The 15,830-nt window shown below is 73.3% G+C and carries 12 protein-coding genes; 6 read left to right on the top strand and 6 right to left on the bottom strand.

The annotated features are described in order from the left end of the window. Positions 1 to 33: 33 nt before the first annotated feature. Positions 34 to 1,416 carry a lysine N(6)-hydroxylase/L-ornithine N(5)-oxygenase family protein gene (locus B207_RS0105075; protein ID WP_026310692.1) on the bottom strand — a complete coding sequence of 461 codons (1,383 nt, stop codon included), beginning with the start codon at positions 1,414 to 1,416 and terminating at the stop codon, positions 34 to 36. A 503-nt stretch (positions 1,417 to 1,919) separates the two neighbouring features. On the opposite strand from B207_RS0105075, the gene B207_RS37885 reads away from it, so the two are divergent. Beyond that, entirely contained in the window at positions 1,920 to 2,195 is a 276-nt protein-coding gene (locus B207_RS37885; protein WP_084691997.1) for an MbtH family protein, read from the top strand. On the opposite strand, the gene B207_RS0105070 is transcribed toward B207_RS37885, so the two are convergent. Further along, a complete protein-coding gene (locus B207_RS0105070) occupies positions 2,178 to 4,019 on the bottom strand; it encodes a serine/threonine-protein kinase (RefSeq protein WP_026310691.1) in 1,842 nt (613 codons plus the stop codon). The genes B207_RS37885 and B207_RS0105070 overlap by 18 nt on opposite strands. Positions 4,020 to 4,100: 81 nt before the next feature. Beyond that, complete coding sequence (locus B207_RS0105065; RefSeq protein WP_018635438.1) at positions 4,101 to 6,902, bottom strand: serine/threonine-protein kinase; 2,802 nt, start codon at positions 6,900 to 6,902, stop codon at positions 4,101 to 4,103. A gap of 176 nt (positions 6,903 to 7,078) precedes the next feature. Here B207_RS0105065 and B207_RS0105060 point away from each other — a divergent pair, with 176 nt between their 5' ends. The 4 genes from B207_RS0105060 (at position 7,079) to B207_RS0105045 (ending at position 10,860) form a co-directional block, all read left to right on the top strand. Next, entirely contained in the window at positions 7,079 to 7,489 is a 411-nt protein-coding gene (locus B207_RS0105060) for a cytidine deaminase (RefSeq protein WP_018635437.1), read from the top strand. Next, on the top strand, positions 7,486 to 8,856 hold the full coding sequence (locus tag B207_RS0105055) for a thymidine phosphorylase (RefSeq protein WP_018635435.1): 1,371 nt from the start codon (positions 7,486 to 7,488) through the stop codon (positions 8,854 to 8,856). The genes B207_RS0105060 and B207_RS0105055 overlap by 4 nt, the downstream gene beginning before the upstream one ends. A gap of 223 nt (positions 8,857 to 9,079) precedes the next feature. After that, positions 9,080 to 10,144, top strand: a complete 1,065-nt coding sequence (locus B207_RS0105050) for an adenosine deaminase (RefSeq protein WP_018635434.1) — start codon at positions 9,080 to 9,082, stop codon at positions 10,142 to 10,144. A gap of 77 nt (positions 10,145 to 10,221) precedes the next feature. Then, positions 10,222 to 10,860: a DNA-3-methyladenine glycosylase I gene (locus tag B207_RS0105045; RefSeq protein WP_018635433.1), complete on the top strand. Its 639-nt coding sequence runs from the start codon at positions 10,222 to 10,224 to the stop codon at positions 10,858 to 10,860. 143 nt (positions 10,861 to 11,003) lie between these two features. Here B207_RS0105045 and B207_RS0105040 read toward each other — a convergent pair whose 3' ends face one another. Next, a complete protein-coding gene (locus B207_RS0105040) occupies positions 11,004 to 12,329 on the bottom strand; it encodes a PfkB family carbohydrate kinase (RefSeq protein ID WP_018635432.1) in 1,326 nt (441 codons plus the stop codon). 39 nt (positions 12,330 to 12,368) lie between these two features. Beyond that, positions 12,369 to 13,820, bottom strand: coding sequence for an NAD(P)H-quinone dehydrogenase (locus B207_RS0105035; RefSeq protein ID WP_018635431.1), 1,452 nt, complete (start codon positions 13,818 to 13,820; stop codon positions 12,369 to 12,371). Between the two features lie 234 nt (positions 13,821 to 14,054). On the opposite strand from B207_RS0105035, the gene B207_RS0105030 reads away from it, so the two are divergent. Continuing rightward, a complete protein-coding gene (locus tag B207_RS0105030; protein ID WP_026310689.1) occupies positions 14,055 to 14,495 on the top strand; it encodes a gamma-glutamylcyclotransferase in 441 nt (146 codons plus the stop codon). 88 nt (positions 14,496 to 14,583) lie between these two features. On the opposite strand, the gene B207_RS0105025 is transcribed toward B207_RS0105030, so the two are convergent. Then, complete coding sequence (locus B207_RS0105025) at positions 14,584 to 15,822, bottom strand: amidohydrolase (protein WP_018635429.1); 1,239 nt, start codon at positions 15,820 to 15,822, stop codon at positions 14,584 to 14,586. Between the last annotated feature and the right edge of the window lie 8 nt (positions 15,823 to 15,830).

Genomic DNA, 15,830 nt, shown 5'->3' with positions numbered 1-15,830 from the left:
CTGTTCCCTCCGGTCCCTCGGCGGTGGTCCGGGTCAGCTCCGTGGTGGAGCCTGCGGGGTGAGGGCGTCCGCGGCCTCCGGGCCTGCCGGAGCACCGGCGAGGGGAGCCTCCATCTCCTGGCGGCCCCGGATGGAGGCGAGGATCTCGCCCGCGCGCACCGAGATGTTCGACAGCAGCGAGGAGGAGATCCCGTGCGCATACTCGCTGGCTCCCGGGACGTAGACGTTGGCCGTGGTGCCCGGAATGGTCTCGACGCTGTAGTCACGTCGGACCTGCAGCCGGCCGTCGTCCTGGGTGAGGCAGCTGTCCGCCAGGCCTCCGAGGACCCGCCGCGGGTCGCGGGCATGGTAACCGGTGGCGAGAACGACGGTATCCGTGTCCAGGACGTGGATCTCCCCGGTCGACAGGGCGCGGATGTTCAGCCGCACACCGTCCGGGAGACGCTCGAAGGATTCCACCCGGGATGCCCGCAGGAAGTGCAGCCGCCGAATGCCCTGGACCTTCTCCTGGTACGTCCGCCGGTAGAGCTCGTCGATGAGATCCATGTCGACGGCGGAGTAGTTGGTGCCCCGGTGGTACCCGATCAGCATGGCGCGCACACTGTCGGGTGCATGGTAGAACTCGTCGACCGCCACCGGGTCGAAGATCTGGTTGACGAAGCCACTGTTGTCCGCCGGGCTGAACCCGTAGCGCGCGAAGATCGAGTACACCTCGGCCTGCGGGAAGCGGGTGTGCAGGTGCTCGGTGACCTCCGCGGCGCTCTGGCCGGCACCCAGCACGACGAAGCGCCCACGAGGCATGGCGGGCAGCTGCCCGAGACGGTGCAGAAGCTCGTGGTTGTGCCATGTCCGTTCGTCGATCTGGATCCCGTCGGGGAGCCTGGGCTCGAGGCCGGCCGCGACGACCACGTTGCGGGCCCGCCGGACGATCTCCTCGGAACTGCCTCCGTGGCGGCTGATCACATCGATGTAGGCAATCTCACCGTTGTGGACGACCGGGCGCAGGTCCACCACCTCGGCGCCGTATTCGACGACGTCGCTCAGACGGCCTGCGGCCCACTCCAGATAGGCGTGGAACTCGGCGCGCAGCGGAAACATCGTCTTGTGATTGATGAAATCCACGAGACGGTTCCGTGAATGGAGATAGGAAAGGAAGCTGAAACTGCTCGACGGATTCCGGAGCGTCACGAGGTCCTTGAGGAAGGAAACCTGCATGGTCGCGCCGTCGATGAGCATTCCTCGGTGCCAGCCGAACCGGGCCTGGCGTTCCAGGAACACCGCACGCAACGCTGCGCCGGCCGAGACACTGCTGTTGTGTTCCTCGATGGCGATCGCCAGGGCGATGTTCGACGGACCGAACCCGACTCCGATGATGTCGTGCACACCGAGTTCTCCGGTCGGCGGACGGTCTACCACGGCTGCCCCTCTGGTTGGTGGATCCCACCGGCCTCTTGTCGGCCCTTGGTCGAACTGTGCTGGCCCAGGTCAAAATCTGTGGTCGAGGACTTGCGTCGCCAAGGGGTCGCCGAGGTCGGAGTGCGGCTCTGGATCAGTCGAGCCGCTCCCGCGGTGATGGGGCGGTGCGGAGCCCGGTGATCTCCGGAGGGTCGCCTCGCCGTTTCCGGTCCTGGCCCTGGCAGAAGGTGGTGGATGTTGACCAAGGTGGTGGTGTTGGGTCAAGTGGGTGACTACAGAATTTAAGTGAGCCTAACTTAGGTGTGTCGCGTTTGATGGTCAAGTGGCTCGGACGCGTCCCTTCTGCGATGCGTTCGCCCTTGACCAGCCTGGCGGGATAGGTTATAGGTTAACCTAACTTAAGCATCTGTGGGACGAGGGGGGCCGCCGGCGAGCTCCGTCCACTCGGGTGGTTCGAGTCCGGGGCGGCTGCGTGCGGAGGGGATGCCGCTGCGGATCGGCGGCTGGCTCGCGGACCCGTCGGTCTCCTCGCCGGGCCTTGCCGCGGCGTTGCACCCACGCCGACGGAGGGTCAGCACTCGCTGTGGCCGAGCTTCGCGGCGGTCCCGGTGGGCTGGACTGTCGTCCACGGTGAGGAGACCCGCCAGTCCTACCTCGACCATGTCGAGACCCACTGGACGGATCTGCGTCCGCTCAGCCTTGTCGCCCAGAGGGAAGGGGCGGGTCCGGAGAGCATCCGGCCGTGCTCGGTGCCGGCCCGGTCAGTCGGATCCCACTGACGGGGTGGTGGACGCCGGTCCCGACGGCCCAGGGCCCGGTGACGACGACTGGTCCGGCGTCTGCGTGACGACCGGCGGGGTCGTCACGCCCGTGGTCGACACCGGCGGTGTGGTCGCCCCGGGTGGGGGAGTCGTCTCGACAGGTGGAACGGTGGTCGCGGGCACCGACTGCGGCGGCGGTGCGGTGGTCCAGCGGGGCGCGCGGGTGTAGGCTGGCCGGTCCGGTGTCGGGGTCGTGGTCACCACGACTGCCGGAGCCGGCGGCGCGGTTGGTGACTCCGGAGCGGTCGAGGGCGGAGACGACGTTCCCTCCGCGCTGGTACCCCGGGTGGGTTCCCCGCCTCCGGAGGACAACAGCAGCGTCAGCAGCACGGCGACACCGGCGACGGCGGCCACCGCAGCCCCGGCGATGATCGCCAGCTTCGGTGACCTCCCGCCCTGCCCCGCGCCGCGGGAGGGATCGCCGCGGTGCTCACCGCGGCCGGGTGTCGGAGCCCGGTGCGACGCCGACCCGCGGGCCGCCCGCTCGCCGTCCCTGTCCAGCGAGAGCAGGCCGGCCGCCATGTTCGCGTCGTCCTGGTCGAACGGGTCGGCCGCGGGAGTCAGCGCGCCGATCTGGGTGAGGTCGTCGTGCGGGCCGGTGGACACCGTCGCCCGCGGCCCGGTGACCGGGGTGTAGCTGACCGCTGTCTGGGTCTCGCTCGCTTCGGGCAGCCCGGTCACCGGGGGGACCGGAGTGATCTCCTGCCCGGGCAGCAGCCGGTCGGTCGCGCCGACGTCGACAGCCGCCGGCGGCTGGAGGTCGGTCCGCGACAGCGGCGCGGGAGTCGCGGGCTTCGAGAGCCCCGGCAGACTCCCGTGCGTTGCGGGTCCCGCGGCCAGGTTCTCCAGGCCGTCGTCCGAGACGTCGTCGTCGTCGGGCTCCGCCTGCCGGCCCCGCGGGTTCGTCACCACCGTCGGGACGGGGGTGGCGTTCCGCGCGATCGGGGTGAGCCGCCGGCGGATCTCGTCGACGTCCGGCCGGAGCTCGGCGGGGCGGTCGAGCAGGTCGGTGAGCAGCCCGCGCAGCGGCCCGGCAAGCCGGAACGGCCGGCGGCGGCCCTCGACGACCGCGCTCAGCACGGCGTAGGTCTCCGGGCCCTCGAAGGGCGGGCAGCCCTCGACCGCGGAGTACAGGGTGGCGCCGAGCCCCCACAGGTCGCTGGCGGGCGTGCCGGACGACCCACGCACCCGCTCCGGGGCGATGTAGGCCGGGGAGCCGACCAGGGCGCCGGTGCCCGTCAGGGTGACGTCGCCCTCGGTCGCCGCGATGCCGAAGTCGGTGAGGCGGACGCGGTTGTCCCGGCCGAGCAGCACGTTGCCCGGCTTGACGTCGCGGTGCAGGACCCCGGCCGAGTGCGCCGCGGCGAGCGCGTCGGCCAGTGCCAGACCGATCGCGGCCACCTGGTCGAAGGGCAGCGGGCCGTGGTTCTTGATGGTGTCACCGAGGCTGTCCGCGTCGATGAGCTCCATGACGATCCAGTGCCGCTCGTGCTCCTCGACGACGTCGAAGACCGAGACGATGGCCGGGCTGTGCAGCCGGGCCAGTGCCCGTGCCTCACGCAGCACCCGGGCGCGGATCGCGTCCCGCTCGGCCTGCGCGCCGGCCATGGGAACCAGGATTTCCTTGATAGCGACAGGCCGCTGGAGCAGCTCGTCCTCGCCGCACCACACGACGCCGGCACCGCCGCGACCGATAGGCGCGTCGAGCCGGTAGCGCTGCGCTACGTAGCGCGGAGTGCCATGCCGAGAAGTGTCGGGGGGCACGCTCGCCGATCTGGCCATCGAATCAAGTCTGACAGACGAATTGGCCGCGGCGGGGGTAACCCCGCTCGCCGGCGGGACGGCAGTCGGACAACTGGCAACTCATGCTGCCGGCCGGAACGTCGAGAGGAGCTGACGCATCAGCGGCTCGTTCGCTTCCCACAGCTCCTCGGCCGTATGCCAGTACAGAGCGTATCCATGCCCGTTTCGCACAGCGCCACGGTTGAGCACATGCACCACCGTCCCCCCACCGGAGGCGTAGGTGAACTCCCAGTCGGCCTGCCGTGCGCCGTCAGCCCCGTCGCCTGGTTCGATCCGTACCCGCCGGTAGTCCCGCACCTGATCTCGGAAGCTTGTCTCGTTCCTGCGCCAGGCCTCGATCGCGGAGGTGTTCGCCCTCGCGATACTTCCGATGCGCATGAAGGTACCAGTAGCAGTATCCACGAAGTCCGCATTCCCCACCCCGCGGGGGCCCGGCCGGCGTTCCCACGTCGCCGGGTAGGCGACCGACCAGCCGCTTGGATCCACGTAGGACACCCATCCTGATGCCGGAACGACCGGGGTGGAATCGGTGGCGACGACGTCGCTGTTCCCGTCTGCCGCGCTGCCGGAGTCCACCTCCCCGGCCGGAGCCGGGCCTGGCCCGGGGGCCTCCTCGCCGCCGCTGCGCAGAGCGAGAACGATCACTGCGAGGAGCGCGGCCACCACGGCCAGCGCGATGAGAATCACAGCCCGGCGCCGAGCTCCGGAGCGCGCGTCGGCCCCGCGCACGGCGTCGGCGCCCGTGCCGTCGCGGTCATCGGCGCTGCCGGCGACCCCGATACCGGCAGTCGCACCAGAACCGGCGCCGGCGCTGGCGCCGGCTCCGGCTCCGGCTCCGGCGTGCACACGGGTATCCGTGATGCCTCCGGCGCCCGTACCGCCTCCGGCGCCGGCGTCCGCCCCGGGAGCGGTCCAGGAGAACGCTTCGCCAGGCTCGGAGGCAGTGGTGGTTCCCGCCGCCTGCGCGGCAGAAGCGACCGTGCCGGTGGCCGCGTCAGTGGCTGCCTTCGCGGCGGGAAAACGCAGGGTCGGCCGGGGAGCGGCCGGCGGGACCGCGGCCGGGAGCTGGTCGGCAGCCGGGACACGCTGGCCCTCCGCCCCGGCTGCGTCCGCTCCGGCTGCGTCTGCCCCGGCTGCGTCTGCCCCGGCTGAGAGCGCCCCGGCTGACGGGACTGGCCCGCCCGTCCTGTCCGCCGTGTCGGCGGCCTGCGGGCCCGTTTCGTCGGCTGCCGGGGGCTCGGCCTGGGCCGGCCGGGCCCGCGCCGGTATCCCGCCGAGCGCGCGCATCCGGTCCAGTCCGCGCATGCGGTCGAGTCCGCGAGCGCCGTCGGCAGGACGTGGTCTGTTCGTGTCCTGAGCCTGAGTGCCGGCGGCGCGCAGCCGGTCCATGGTGCGGATGCGCTCCAGCCTGCTGGTGAGCCGGGTTGCGGTGAAACGGGGCGCCGTTCCCGACTGCCCGGTCCGCCGGGAACGGACCACGGCGGTGTCTGTCCCGTCCGTGCCCGTAACCGGCGTGTCCACTGCATCGCCGTCCTGTTCCCGCGCCTCGCCATCCTGCTCCCGTGCGGGCCCGGGGGCGTCAGGGCCCGTCGGCGCGACGGTGGGTACGGGATGGGCGGTCGCGGGTTTCAGGACGGTGGCGTCCGCGCCGGTCGCGTTCACGGGAGAGGTGCCCACCGTGGGCGTGCCCGTGGCAGGCACGTCCGCGGCAGACGCCGCCGCGGGGGATTCGGGCGCGGCGGGTGCGGGGGCGGGGGGTGCGGGGGCGGCGGTGACCCGGACCGTCGCGTCGCCCCCGGGGGTGGCCGGAGCCTCGCCCGCGTCGGGGACGGCACCGGTCGGGCCCGTGGGGGCAGTCTGCCCGGTGAGGAGCCGGGTCTCGTCGAGGACCGGGCCCGTCTCGGCTCGGGCCTCGGGTGGCGGGGGGAGCTGCGGGGTGCCCGCGGTCGGCGTGACTCCGGTGACGGAGGGGCGGGACGGCCGGCTGCGTGCCCGCAGCGGGCGCCCGCGGCCGTCATGCTCGAGGATCTCGCGCATCCGGGCGCGGGCTGTCGACAGGCTCGGCCGGCGTGCCTCGCTGGAGGCCATCAGCCCGTCGATGACGGGCGCCAGCCGCCCCGCGGCCCGGAAGGGCTCGCGGCGGCCCTGCACCACCGCGGCGAGGACGGACATCGGGTCCGTCCCGGGGAACGGCGAGGTGCCCTCGACACTGGTGAACAGCGTCGCACCCAGCCCCCACCGGTCGCTCGCGGCGGTTCCGGAGTCGCCGCGGGCCCGCTCGGGGGCCAGGTAGGCCGGCGAGCCCAGGACCATCCCGGTGCTGGTGAGACGGGAGTCGCCGTAGCTGACGGCGATGCCGAAGTCGGTGAGCCGGGCCCGCTGGTCGGCGGTGATGAGCACGTTGCTCGGCTTGACGTCGCGGTGAACGATGCCCAGCCGGTGGGCGGCCTCGAGGGCGTAGGCGAGGCTGATGCCGATCCGGCAGACCTCGGCCACGCTGAGCGCGCCACGCTCGTCGATGAGCGTGGACAGGGACTGGCCGTCCACGAGCTCCATGACGATCCACGGCATGTCGCCGTCGGCGATGACGTCGAGCACCGCCACCGCGCCCGGGTGGTGCAGCCGGCCGGCGGCCCGGGCCTCCCGCAGGACCCGCTCCCGCGCCAGCTCGAGCTCCTCCTCGCTGCCGTCGGTGAGCAGCAGCACCTCCTTGACGGCGACCTGGCGGCGGAGCAGCTCGTCCGTCGCGCGGTGCACGACACCGAAACCGCCGCGGCCGATCACCCCGTCGAGCCGGTACCGGCCCCCGACGAGCGCGCGCTGGCCGGCGGGCTCGGGAGCGTCGTGGCGCGCGCCTGCCATCGGTGGTCGTCTCCCCTCGGCACTGACCCGGCACTTCCCCGACCCATGGGATCACATCCGGGACGGCCGCGGGCAGTGGGGCATGCTGGTCGAGGCTGGCCCGGCCCGGCGCGGGGCCAGCCCGGCGCCGGCGCCGGCCGGTCCCGGGACCATCTGGGACGACTCCGGGAGGGTGTGTGGACGACAGCGCCTGGGAGCTGCTGCGCGCCGAGGCGGTGCGGGTGGCGCGGCACGCCTACGCGCCCTACTCGGGCCTGCGCGTCGGGGCGGCGGCACTGGTCGACGATGGCCGGGTGGTCGTGGGCTGCAACGTCGAGAACGCCTCGTACGGGCTGACGTTGTGCGCCGAGTGCGGGCTGGTGTCCGCGCTGCGGGCGAGCGGCGGCGGGCGCCTGGTCGCGTTCGTCTGCGTGGACGGGGCCGGTGCTCCCCTCGCACCGTGCGGCCGCTGCCGGCAGCTGCTCCAGGAACACGGCGGCCCCGGGCTGCGGCTCGCGACGACCGCCGGGGTCCGGACTCTCGGTGAGCTGCTCCCGGACGCCTTCGGCCCCGCCGACCTGCCGCCCGCGGCGGAGCCCACGCCATGAGCGGCGGGCCGGGCGGGCCGGGTGGGCCGGGTGGGCCGGCCGGGCGGGGCGGGCCGGGCCGGGCGGGCGGGGCCGCGTACGACGTGGTCGACCTGATCCGGGCCAAGCGGGACGGAGCCGCCCTGCCCGGGGACTCGGTCGCCTGGCTGATCGACTCCTACACCCACGGCCGGGTCGCCGACGAGCAGATGGCCGCCTATCTGATGGCCGTGGTCTGGCGTGGCATGACCGACGAGGAGCTGGACCGCTGGACCGCCGCCATGATCGCCAGTGGCGACCGGCTCGACCTGACCGGGCTCACCCGGCCGACGGTGGACAAGCACTCCACCGGCGGCGTGGGCGACAAGGTCTCGCTGATCCTCACCCCGCTGGTGGCGGCCTGCGGCGCGGCGGTCCCGCAGCTCTCCGGCCGCGGGCTCGGCCACACCGGCGGCACGCTGGACAAGATGGAGGCGATTCCCGGCTGGCGCGCGGATCTCGACGCCGCGCGGATCCGCGCCGTGCTCGCCGACGTCGGCGGGGTGATCTGCGCGGCCGGCCCGGGCCTCGTCCCGGCCGACCGCCGGCTCTACGCGCTGCGTGACGTCACCGGCACGGTGGAGTCGATCCCGCTGATCGCCTCCTCGATCATGAGCAAGAAGATCGCCGAGGGGACGTCCGCCCTGGTACTGGACGTCAAGGTCGGTACCGGCGCGTTCATGACCTCGCTGGACGACGCCCACGAGCTGGCGCGGGCCATGGTCCGCCTGGGCACCCGGGCCGGCGTGCGCACCGAGGCCCTGCTCACCGCGATGGACGCCCCCCTCGGCCGGACCGCGGGCAACGGGCCGGAGGTGGCCGAAGCCGTCGCGACGCTGCGCGGGGGCGGCCCCGCCGACCTGGTCGAGATCACCGTGGCGCTCGCCCGCGCCATGCTGGACCTGGTCGGTCTCGGCGCGGCGGGGCCGGACCCGGCGCCGGACCCGGCGCAGGTACTCGCCTCGGGGGCGGCCTACCCGGTGTGGCGCGCGATGGTCACGGCCCAGGGCGGTGATCCGGACGCCGCGCTGCCCGCACCCGCGTTCACCCGGATCGTGCCCGCGCCCGCCAGCGGCCACCTCACCCGGCTGGACGCCCGCGCGGTCGGCGTCGCCGCCTGGCGCCTCGGCGCGGGCCGCGCGCGCAAGGAGGATCCGGTGTCGGCCTCAGCCGGCCTGCGCTGGTTCGCGGCGGTGGGGGAGGAGGTTCGTGCCGGCGCCCCACTGTTCGAGCTCCACAGCGACGACGAGGCGACCTTCCCGCGGGCGCTGGCCGCGCTGGACGGCGCGGTCACGATCGGCACCACCCCGCCCGCGGCCGCCCCGCTGGTCCTCGCGCACGTCCGCTGACCACACACCGGCACTCGCCGCACCCTCTGGCCGCACGCGTCCGGCACTCGTCCGACACCCGGGCGGCACATGGTCGGGGTGCGGCGCCACCGCGGCCGCAAAGGCGACGGCGCAGGCCCCGGTGGTGGACTACCGTGCGGGAACGACCTGGTCAGGCCAGGTCAGCCGACCTTGCGGGGCGGCGCGGGGCGGCTTGGAGCACGCGTGAAGCGGGGTGGTTGAAGTGATCACCGAGGCCGAGATCCGGCAGGTACCGAAGGTCCTGCTGCATGACCATCTGGACGGTGGGCTGCGGCCCGAGACCGTCGTCGAACTGGCGGACGCCACCGGCTACACCAGCCTGCCGACCACCGATCCGGACAAGCTGGCCACCTGGTTCCGCGGCGGGGCGCACACCGGCTCGCTGGTGCGCTACCTGGAGACGTTCAGCCACACGGTGGGCGTCATGCAGACCGCGGACGCGCTCGCCCGGGTCTCCCGGGAGTGCGCCGAGGACCTCGCCGCCGACGGGATCGTCTACGCCGAGGTCCGTTTCGCCCCGGAGCTGCACGTCGAACAGGGCCTGTCCCTCGACGAGGTGGTCGAGGCGGTCCTGGACGGTTTCCGGGCCGGCTCCGCCGGCACCGGCCTGCACATGCGCGCGCTGCTGACCGCGATGCGCCACCAGGCGCGCTCGCTGGAGATCGCGGAGCTCGCCGTGCGTTGGCGGGAGGCCGGCGTCGCCGGCTTCGACATCGCCGGCGCCGAGGCGGGCAACCCGCCGACCCGGCACCTGGACGCCTTCCAGTACATGCAGCGTGCCAACGGGCACTTCACCATCCACGCGGGTGAGGCGTTCGGGCTGCCGTCCATCTGGGAGGCGCTGCAGTGGTGCAACGCCGACCGGCTCGGGCACGGCCTGCGGGTCGTCGACGACATCACCGTCGACCCGGACGGAAAGGCCACGCTCGGCAACCTCGCCGGCTTCGTCAGGGACGTCCGGGTGCCGCTGGAGATGTGCCCGTCGTCGAATGTGCACACCGGTGCCGCGCCCAGCCTCGACCGCCATCCCATCGGCCTGCTGCGCGACCTGCGTTTCCGGGTCACGGTGAACACCGACAACCGGCTGATGAGCGGGGTCACGCTCGCCAGCGAGTTCGCGGCCCTGGTCGAGACGTTCGGGTACGGCTGGTCCGACATCCGCTGGCTGACCATCAACGCGATGAAGTCGGCCTTCCTGCCGTTCGACGAGCGACTCAGACTGATCAACGACGTCATCAAGCCCGGTTTCGCCAGCCTGATTCCCTGATTCCCTGATCCCTCTGATCCGCAGACCACCGCCGCCCGGCCGCGGAGAGCGGCCGGGCGGGTGAGAGACTGACAGCCATGGCGATGGACACCGCCGGCGGCGCCGTGGCCGGTCCGGACGGTGTGCCGCGCTGCCCGTGGGCCCTGTCCACACCGCTGTACGTCGAGTACCACGACACCGAGTGGGGACAGCCCGTCCGGGACACCGCGGGCCTGTTCGAGCGTCTGGTTCTGGAGGGTTTCCAGTCCGGCCTGTCGTGGCTGACCATCCTGCGCAAGCGGCCCGCGTTCCGGGCCGCGTTCGCCGGCTTCGACCCGGCGGCGGTGGCGGCGTTCGGTGAGGACACGGTGGAGGCGCTTCTGCGGGACGCCGGCATAGTCCGCAACCGGCGCAAGATCGAGGCGACGATCGCCAACGCGCACGCCGTCCTCGCGCTGGACGAGCCGCTGGAGGACCTCGTGTGGTCCTTCGCGCCGCCGGCCGCACGGCCCGCCCCGCGCACCCTCGCGGACGTGCCGGCGATGACCGACGAGTCAAAGGCGCTGGCCAGAGCGCTCCGCGGCCGGGGCTTCGTCTTCATCGGCCCGACCACCGCGTACGCCCTCATGCAGGCGTGTGGGCTGGTGGACGACCACCTCGCCGGCTGCGTCGCCCGCGGGCCGTCGCCGCGAGGCGACCACGAGCAGGCCGGGGCACAGCCGGAGCTCCCCGCGTAGGCACTTCCCGGATGAGTAATGGCCCGGGAGGAGACGGCACGTTTCTTTCATTCGCCCCAACGGGCTCCGGCGGCGACAGCGGTGTTTCGCCGGTTTCGCCGGTTTCGCCGGTTTCGCCGGTCGTGGATTCCGCCGTCGACGGGTCAGGTCATCCAGCTGCGCGGGCCGAAGGTCTGCACGGAGCGGGCGGCGACCCGGGAGGCCTCACCAAGGGATCCGACCAGCTCGTCCGTCGCGAGCGCGCCGTGGGCCATCAGCCAGGCGAACGCGCCGTGGAAGACGTCGCCGGCTCCGAGGGTGTCGCGGGCAGTGACCACCGGGGGCAGCACGTACCCACGCCGGTCCGTGGTCGCCCAGCGGATCGGCCCCGGTCCGTCGGTCACGGCGACGAAGAACGGCCCGTACCGCAGCAGCAGGTCGAGGATGTCCGCGGCCGGATCGAAGCCCGGCGGCCGGAACGCGGCCGAGCAGATCACGACGTCGACGAACGGGAGGATCTGCTCGGTGCCCGGCTTCCAGCTCCCGCCGTCGAGCAGGACCGGGGGCCCGCCGCCGCGCAGGGTGCGCAGCAGCCCGACCGCGGCGTCGACCTGGTGGCCGTCCACGAGGACCACGTCGGCGTTGGCGACGGCCGCCGCGGCGGCGGTGTTGGCGGTGCACCGCGGCACCATGCCGTGGGTGGAGGTCACAGCCCGCTCGCCGCTCACGGACGTCACCATGACCGCCGACATGGGCAGCGCGTAGGACATGGGGGAGGAGCCGGCCGGATGCGCCGCGGCCGGCTTCGGGCCGGCGGGTCCACTCCCGGCGGGCAGGCCCGCCGCGGCGCCGTGCGCCCCGGCGCCGCCGTGCCCCGGATGGCTGCCGGTGCCGTTGTGCCCGGTGCCGAGGCGGCCGGTGCCCGGGGGCCCCGGGCCGAGGCGGCCCGTGCCGTTGTGCCCCGTGCCGGGGTGGCCCGCACCGTTGGGTCCACCCGTGTCGGCGGGCCCGAGAGCGGCGCCGTGGCCGACCGGGCCGAGGGGTACGCCTCCGGGCACGCCGGGCCCGGGCAGGCCTCGGCCGGAGCGGACGCCACTGGTCCTGGCCGCTGTGGGCTTGTACAGCCGGCCGGGTCGACCGACGTGCGACCCGGCACCGCCGGCCGCCCCCGGCGCGGCGAGTGCCCCGTAGCCGCCTGCTGCCGGGTCGGCTCCGGCCCCGGCGGCTCCGGGCTCCGGCACCAGTTCGATGTGCCGGACCCCGGCCCGGGCGAGATCGTCGTGTACGAGTGCCGCGGCCGGCGAGGTGCCGACCGCGCTCACCAGACAGGCCCGTCCGCCGAGGTAGGCGAACGTGACCGCCGCGTTCGTCGCCGGCCCACCGGCGTTCATCACGAAATCCCGGGCCACACACTTCTCGTCGGCACCCGGAAGCTGGTCCACCAGGTAGATGGAATCCAGCGTCGTCAGGCCGACGAACACGCCTTTCATGGGCCCATTATCCGGCCTGGGCCGGAGTGGGCGGCCTGTTCAGGCGGGGGTGTCGAATCCGGCGAACAGGTCGCGGGGCCGCAGGACACGGGCCGCTTCCGTGATGGATCCGGACAAGGAGGGATAGATCGAGAAGGTGTGTGCGACCTGGTCCACTGTCAGACCGTTCTCTACTGCGAGTGAAATTGAGAGGATCAGTTCACTTGCACGCGGAGCAACGATGACGCCACCGAGGACGCTGCCACTTCCGGGCCTACAGAACAACTTCACGAAACCATCCGCAATCCCCATCATCTTCGCGCGGGGATTGCGCGCCAGTGGCACCGTCGTGACCTCGGCGGCGATCGCGCCGGAGTCCTTCATCCGCTGGGTCACACCGACGGTGGCGATCTCGGGTTCGGTGAAGATGTTCGACGAGACGGTGCCGAGGCGCAGCGGGGTGACGGCCTCGCCGAGCGCGTGCCACATGGCGATGCGCCCCTGCATCGCCGCGACCGACGCCAGCGGCAGCACCCCGGTGCAGTCACCGGCCGCGTACACGCCCGGCACCGACGTCCGGGACATGCGATCGACGACGATGTGGCCGCCCGACCCGAGCCGGACGCCGACGTCGGTGAGGCCGAGGCCCTTCGTCCGCGGTACCGAACCCACCGCCATCAGAGCGTGGCTGCCGGTCACCGTCCGGCCGTCGGTGAGCTCGATGAGGACACCGTCGCCGATCCGGCGGACGGACGCCGCCCGGGACCGGTTGAGCACCTGGATGCCACGGCGGACGAAGACGTCCTCGATCACCCGGGCGGCGTCGGAGTCCTCGCCGGGCAGGACCCGCTCGCGGGACGAGACGAGTGTCACCTCCGCCCCCAGCGCCCGGTAGGCGCTGGCGAACTCGGCACCGGTCACGCCGGACCCGACGACCACCAGGTGCTCGGGGATCTCCTTCAGGTCGTAAAGGTGGCGCCAGGTGAGGATCCGCTCGCCGTCCGGCTCGCACCCCGGCACCTCGCGGGGGGATGCTCCGGTCGCGACGAGGACGATGTCGCCCACGAAGGTCTCGCCGTCCGCGGTCTCCACGGCGTGCGGGCCGACCAGCCGCCCCGCCCCGTGCACCACCTTGACCTGCTCGCGCTCCAGATGGCGCTGGATGTCGGCGGACTGCGCCAGGGCCAGCGCGCGGACCCGTTCGTTGACCTGCTCCGGGTCGACCGAGACGACGTCCGGCGGGGTCAGGTGCCCCCGCGCGGTGGACTCCCAGCTCCCGGCCTCGACCGCCGGATCGCCGTGTGGACGCACTCCGAGCGCCGGCGCCATCGCGAAGTTCGTCATCGTCTCGGACGTCGCGATCAGGGCCTTGGACGGCACACAGTCCGTCAGGACGCAGGCGCCGCCGATCCCGTCCGAGTCGATCACGGTCACGGTCGCGCCGAGGGAAGCTGCGACCAGCGCCGCCTCGTAGCCGCCCGGCCCGCCGCCGAGGATGACGATGCGCGTCACGTGTGGTCCTCCCAAAGCTCGCGGTACCCCTCTAGTCTGCCCCTCTTCCGACGTCCCTCTCGTTCCGGTCCGGGCTGCTCCGTAGTATCTGCACCGACGTCGGACGACCTGGAGTGACGTCGTTCATCCCATGACCCATCCTCGCGACCCAGTCCCCGCGCGCCGGCGGCCGCTCCCGGCGTGGCAGCCACCCCGCGCAGCAGCACCGAGCGGGGAGATCGGAAGATCCCGACGATGATGAAGTACGCCGCCTACGCGAGCAACCTCGATCCGGCGCACATGAAGGAACGCGCGCCGCACTCCCCGGTGATCGGCACCGGCTGGATCCGAGGCTGGCGCCTGACCTTCGGCGGTGAGAACGTGGGCTGGGACGGGGCGCTCTCGACCATCGTCGAATCCCCCGGCTCGCACGTGTACGTGCTGCTCTACGACCTCGACCGCTACGACCTGGAGCGTCTCGACGTCTGGGAGGGCGCCGACACCGGCCTGTACACCCGCATCCGGGTGCGCGTGTCCACGCTCGACGGCGAGAGCCTGGCCTGGACCTACATCCTCAACGCCTACGAGGGCGGTCTGCCGTCGCGCAACCACGTGGAGATGATCGCGGACGCGGCGGAGAAGGCCGGGGCGCCGTCCGAGTACGTCCAGGAGCTGCGGGGCCGCCCGAACGCCTGAGCGCCCAGCCTGTCCCGGGCCGGCGTCCCGTCCCCAGGTGGTGGCGCCCGTCTCGGAGGTGGCGTCTGTCTCAGAGGTGGCGTCTGTCTCAGGCGGTGTCCGGGTCGGGCCCGGCGGGGTCCGCGTAGCGGTCGAGCAGCTCGCAGGCCGCGGCGGAGAGAAAACGCACACCGACTCCGATGGCCCGCTCGTCGACGTCGAAGGTGCCCTGGTGCAGGTCGAAAGTGGTGCCACCGGGGGTGCGGGTGCCCAGCCGGGCCAGGCCGCCCGGCACGTGCGTCAGGTACCAGCCGAAGTCCTCGCCGCCCAGCGACTGGGCGACGGTCGTCGACGCCCCGTGCCCGAGCACGGTGTCGACGGCTGCGCCGAAGGCGTCGACGACCTCGGCGGTGTTGACCACCGGGGGCACCCCGCGCACGTAGTCGACGGCGATCTCCGCGCCGTAGGGCGCGACGATCTGCTCCGCCAGCCGCTCGACCAGCTCCGGCGCCGTCTCCCAGGTCTCCCGGGAGAGGGTGCGGATCGTCCCGCGCAGCTTCCCCGTCCGCGGGATGGCGTTCGTGACCGTGCCCGCCTGGACCTGGCCCCAGACCAGCGACAGCGCCGATCGGGGGTCGACCCGGCGGGACAGCGCCGCCGGCAGGTCGACGGCGAGCCGGGCCAGCGCGTAGACCAGGTCCACCGTGTTCTGCGGGCGGGAGGTGTGCCCGCCGGGCCCGGCCAGTGTGATCTCCACCGCGTCGGCGGCGGAGGTGATCGGGCCGGAGCGCAGACCGATGGTGCCGACGTCGAGTGCCGGGTCGCAGTGCACGGTGATCGCGGCCGTCACCGGCTTGAGCACCCCGGCGTCGATCACGTCCAGGGCGCCGCCGGGCATGGTCTCCTCCGCCGGCTGGAAGAGCAGCCGGACGGTGCCGGGCAGCGGATGCACCCGGGCGTGCGCGGCGAGGGCGAGGCCGGCGCCGAGCGCCACCGTGGTGTGCACGTCATGCCCGCAGGCGTGCGTCACCCCGGGCACCGTCGAGCGGTACGGGACGCCCTTGAGGTCGGTGAGCGGCAGCGCGTCCAGGTCGGCACGGAGCATCACCACCGGGGCCTCGGCGTCGATGCCCGGCCCGGCGTCGACGCCCGCCCCGATGTCACACCACAGGCCCGGCACGTCGGGGAACCGCTGCGGGCTCAGCCCGGCGGCGAGCAGCCGCGCCTCGACGGCAGCTGTGGTGCGGTGCTCCTGGCGGCCGAGCTCGGGATGGGCGTGCAGGTCACGCCGTAGCGCGATCAGCTCGCCCTCGTGCTCCGCCAGCCAGGCCGTCGCGGTCGGCGCCATCGCCGCGG

The sequence above is a fragment of the Parafrankia elaeagni genome, from assembly GCF_000374165.1.
GTDB lineage: Bacteria > Actinomycetota > Actinomycetes > Frankiales > Frankiaceae > Parafrankia > Parafrankia elaeagni.
This window is presented reverse-complemented; position numbering and strand designations above follow the sequence as displayed.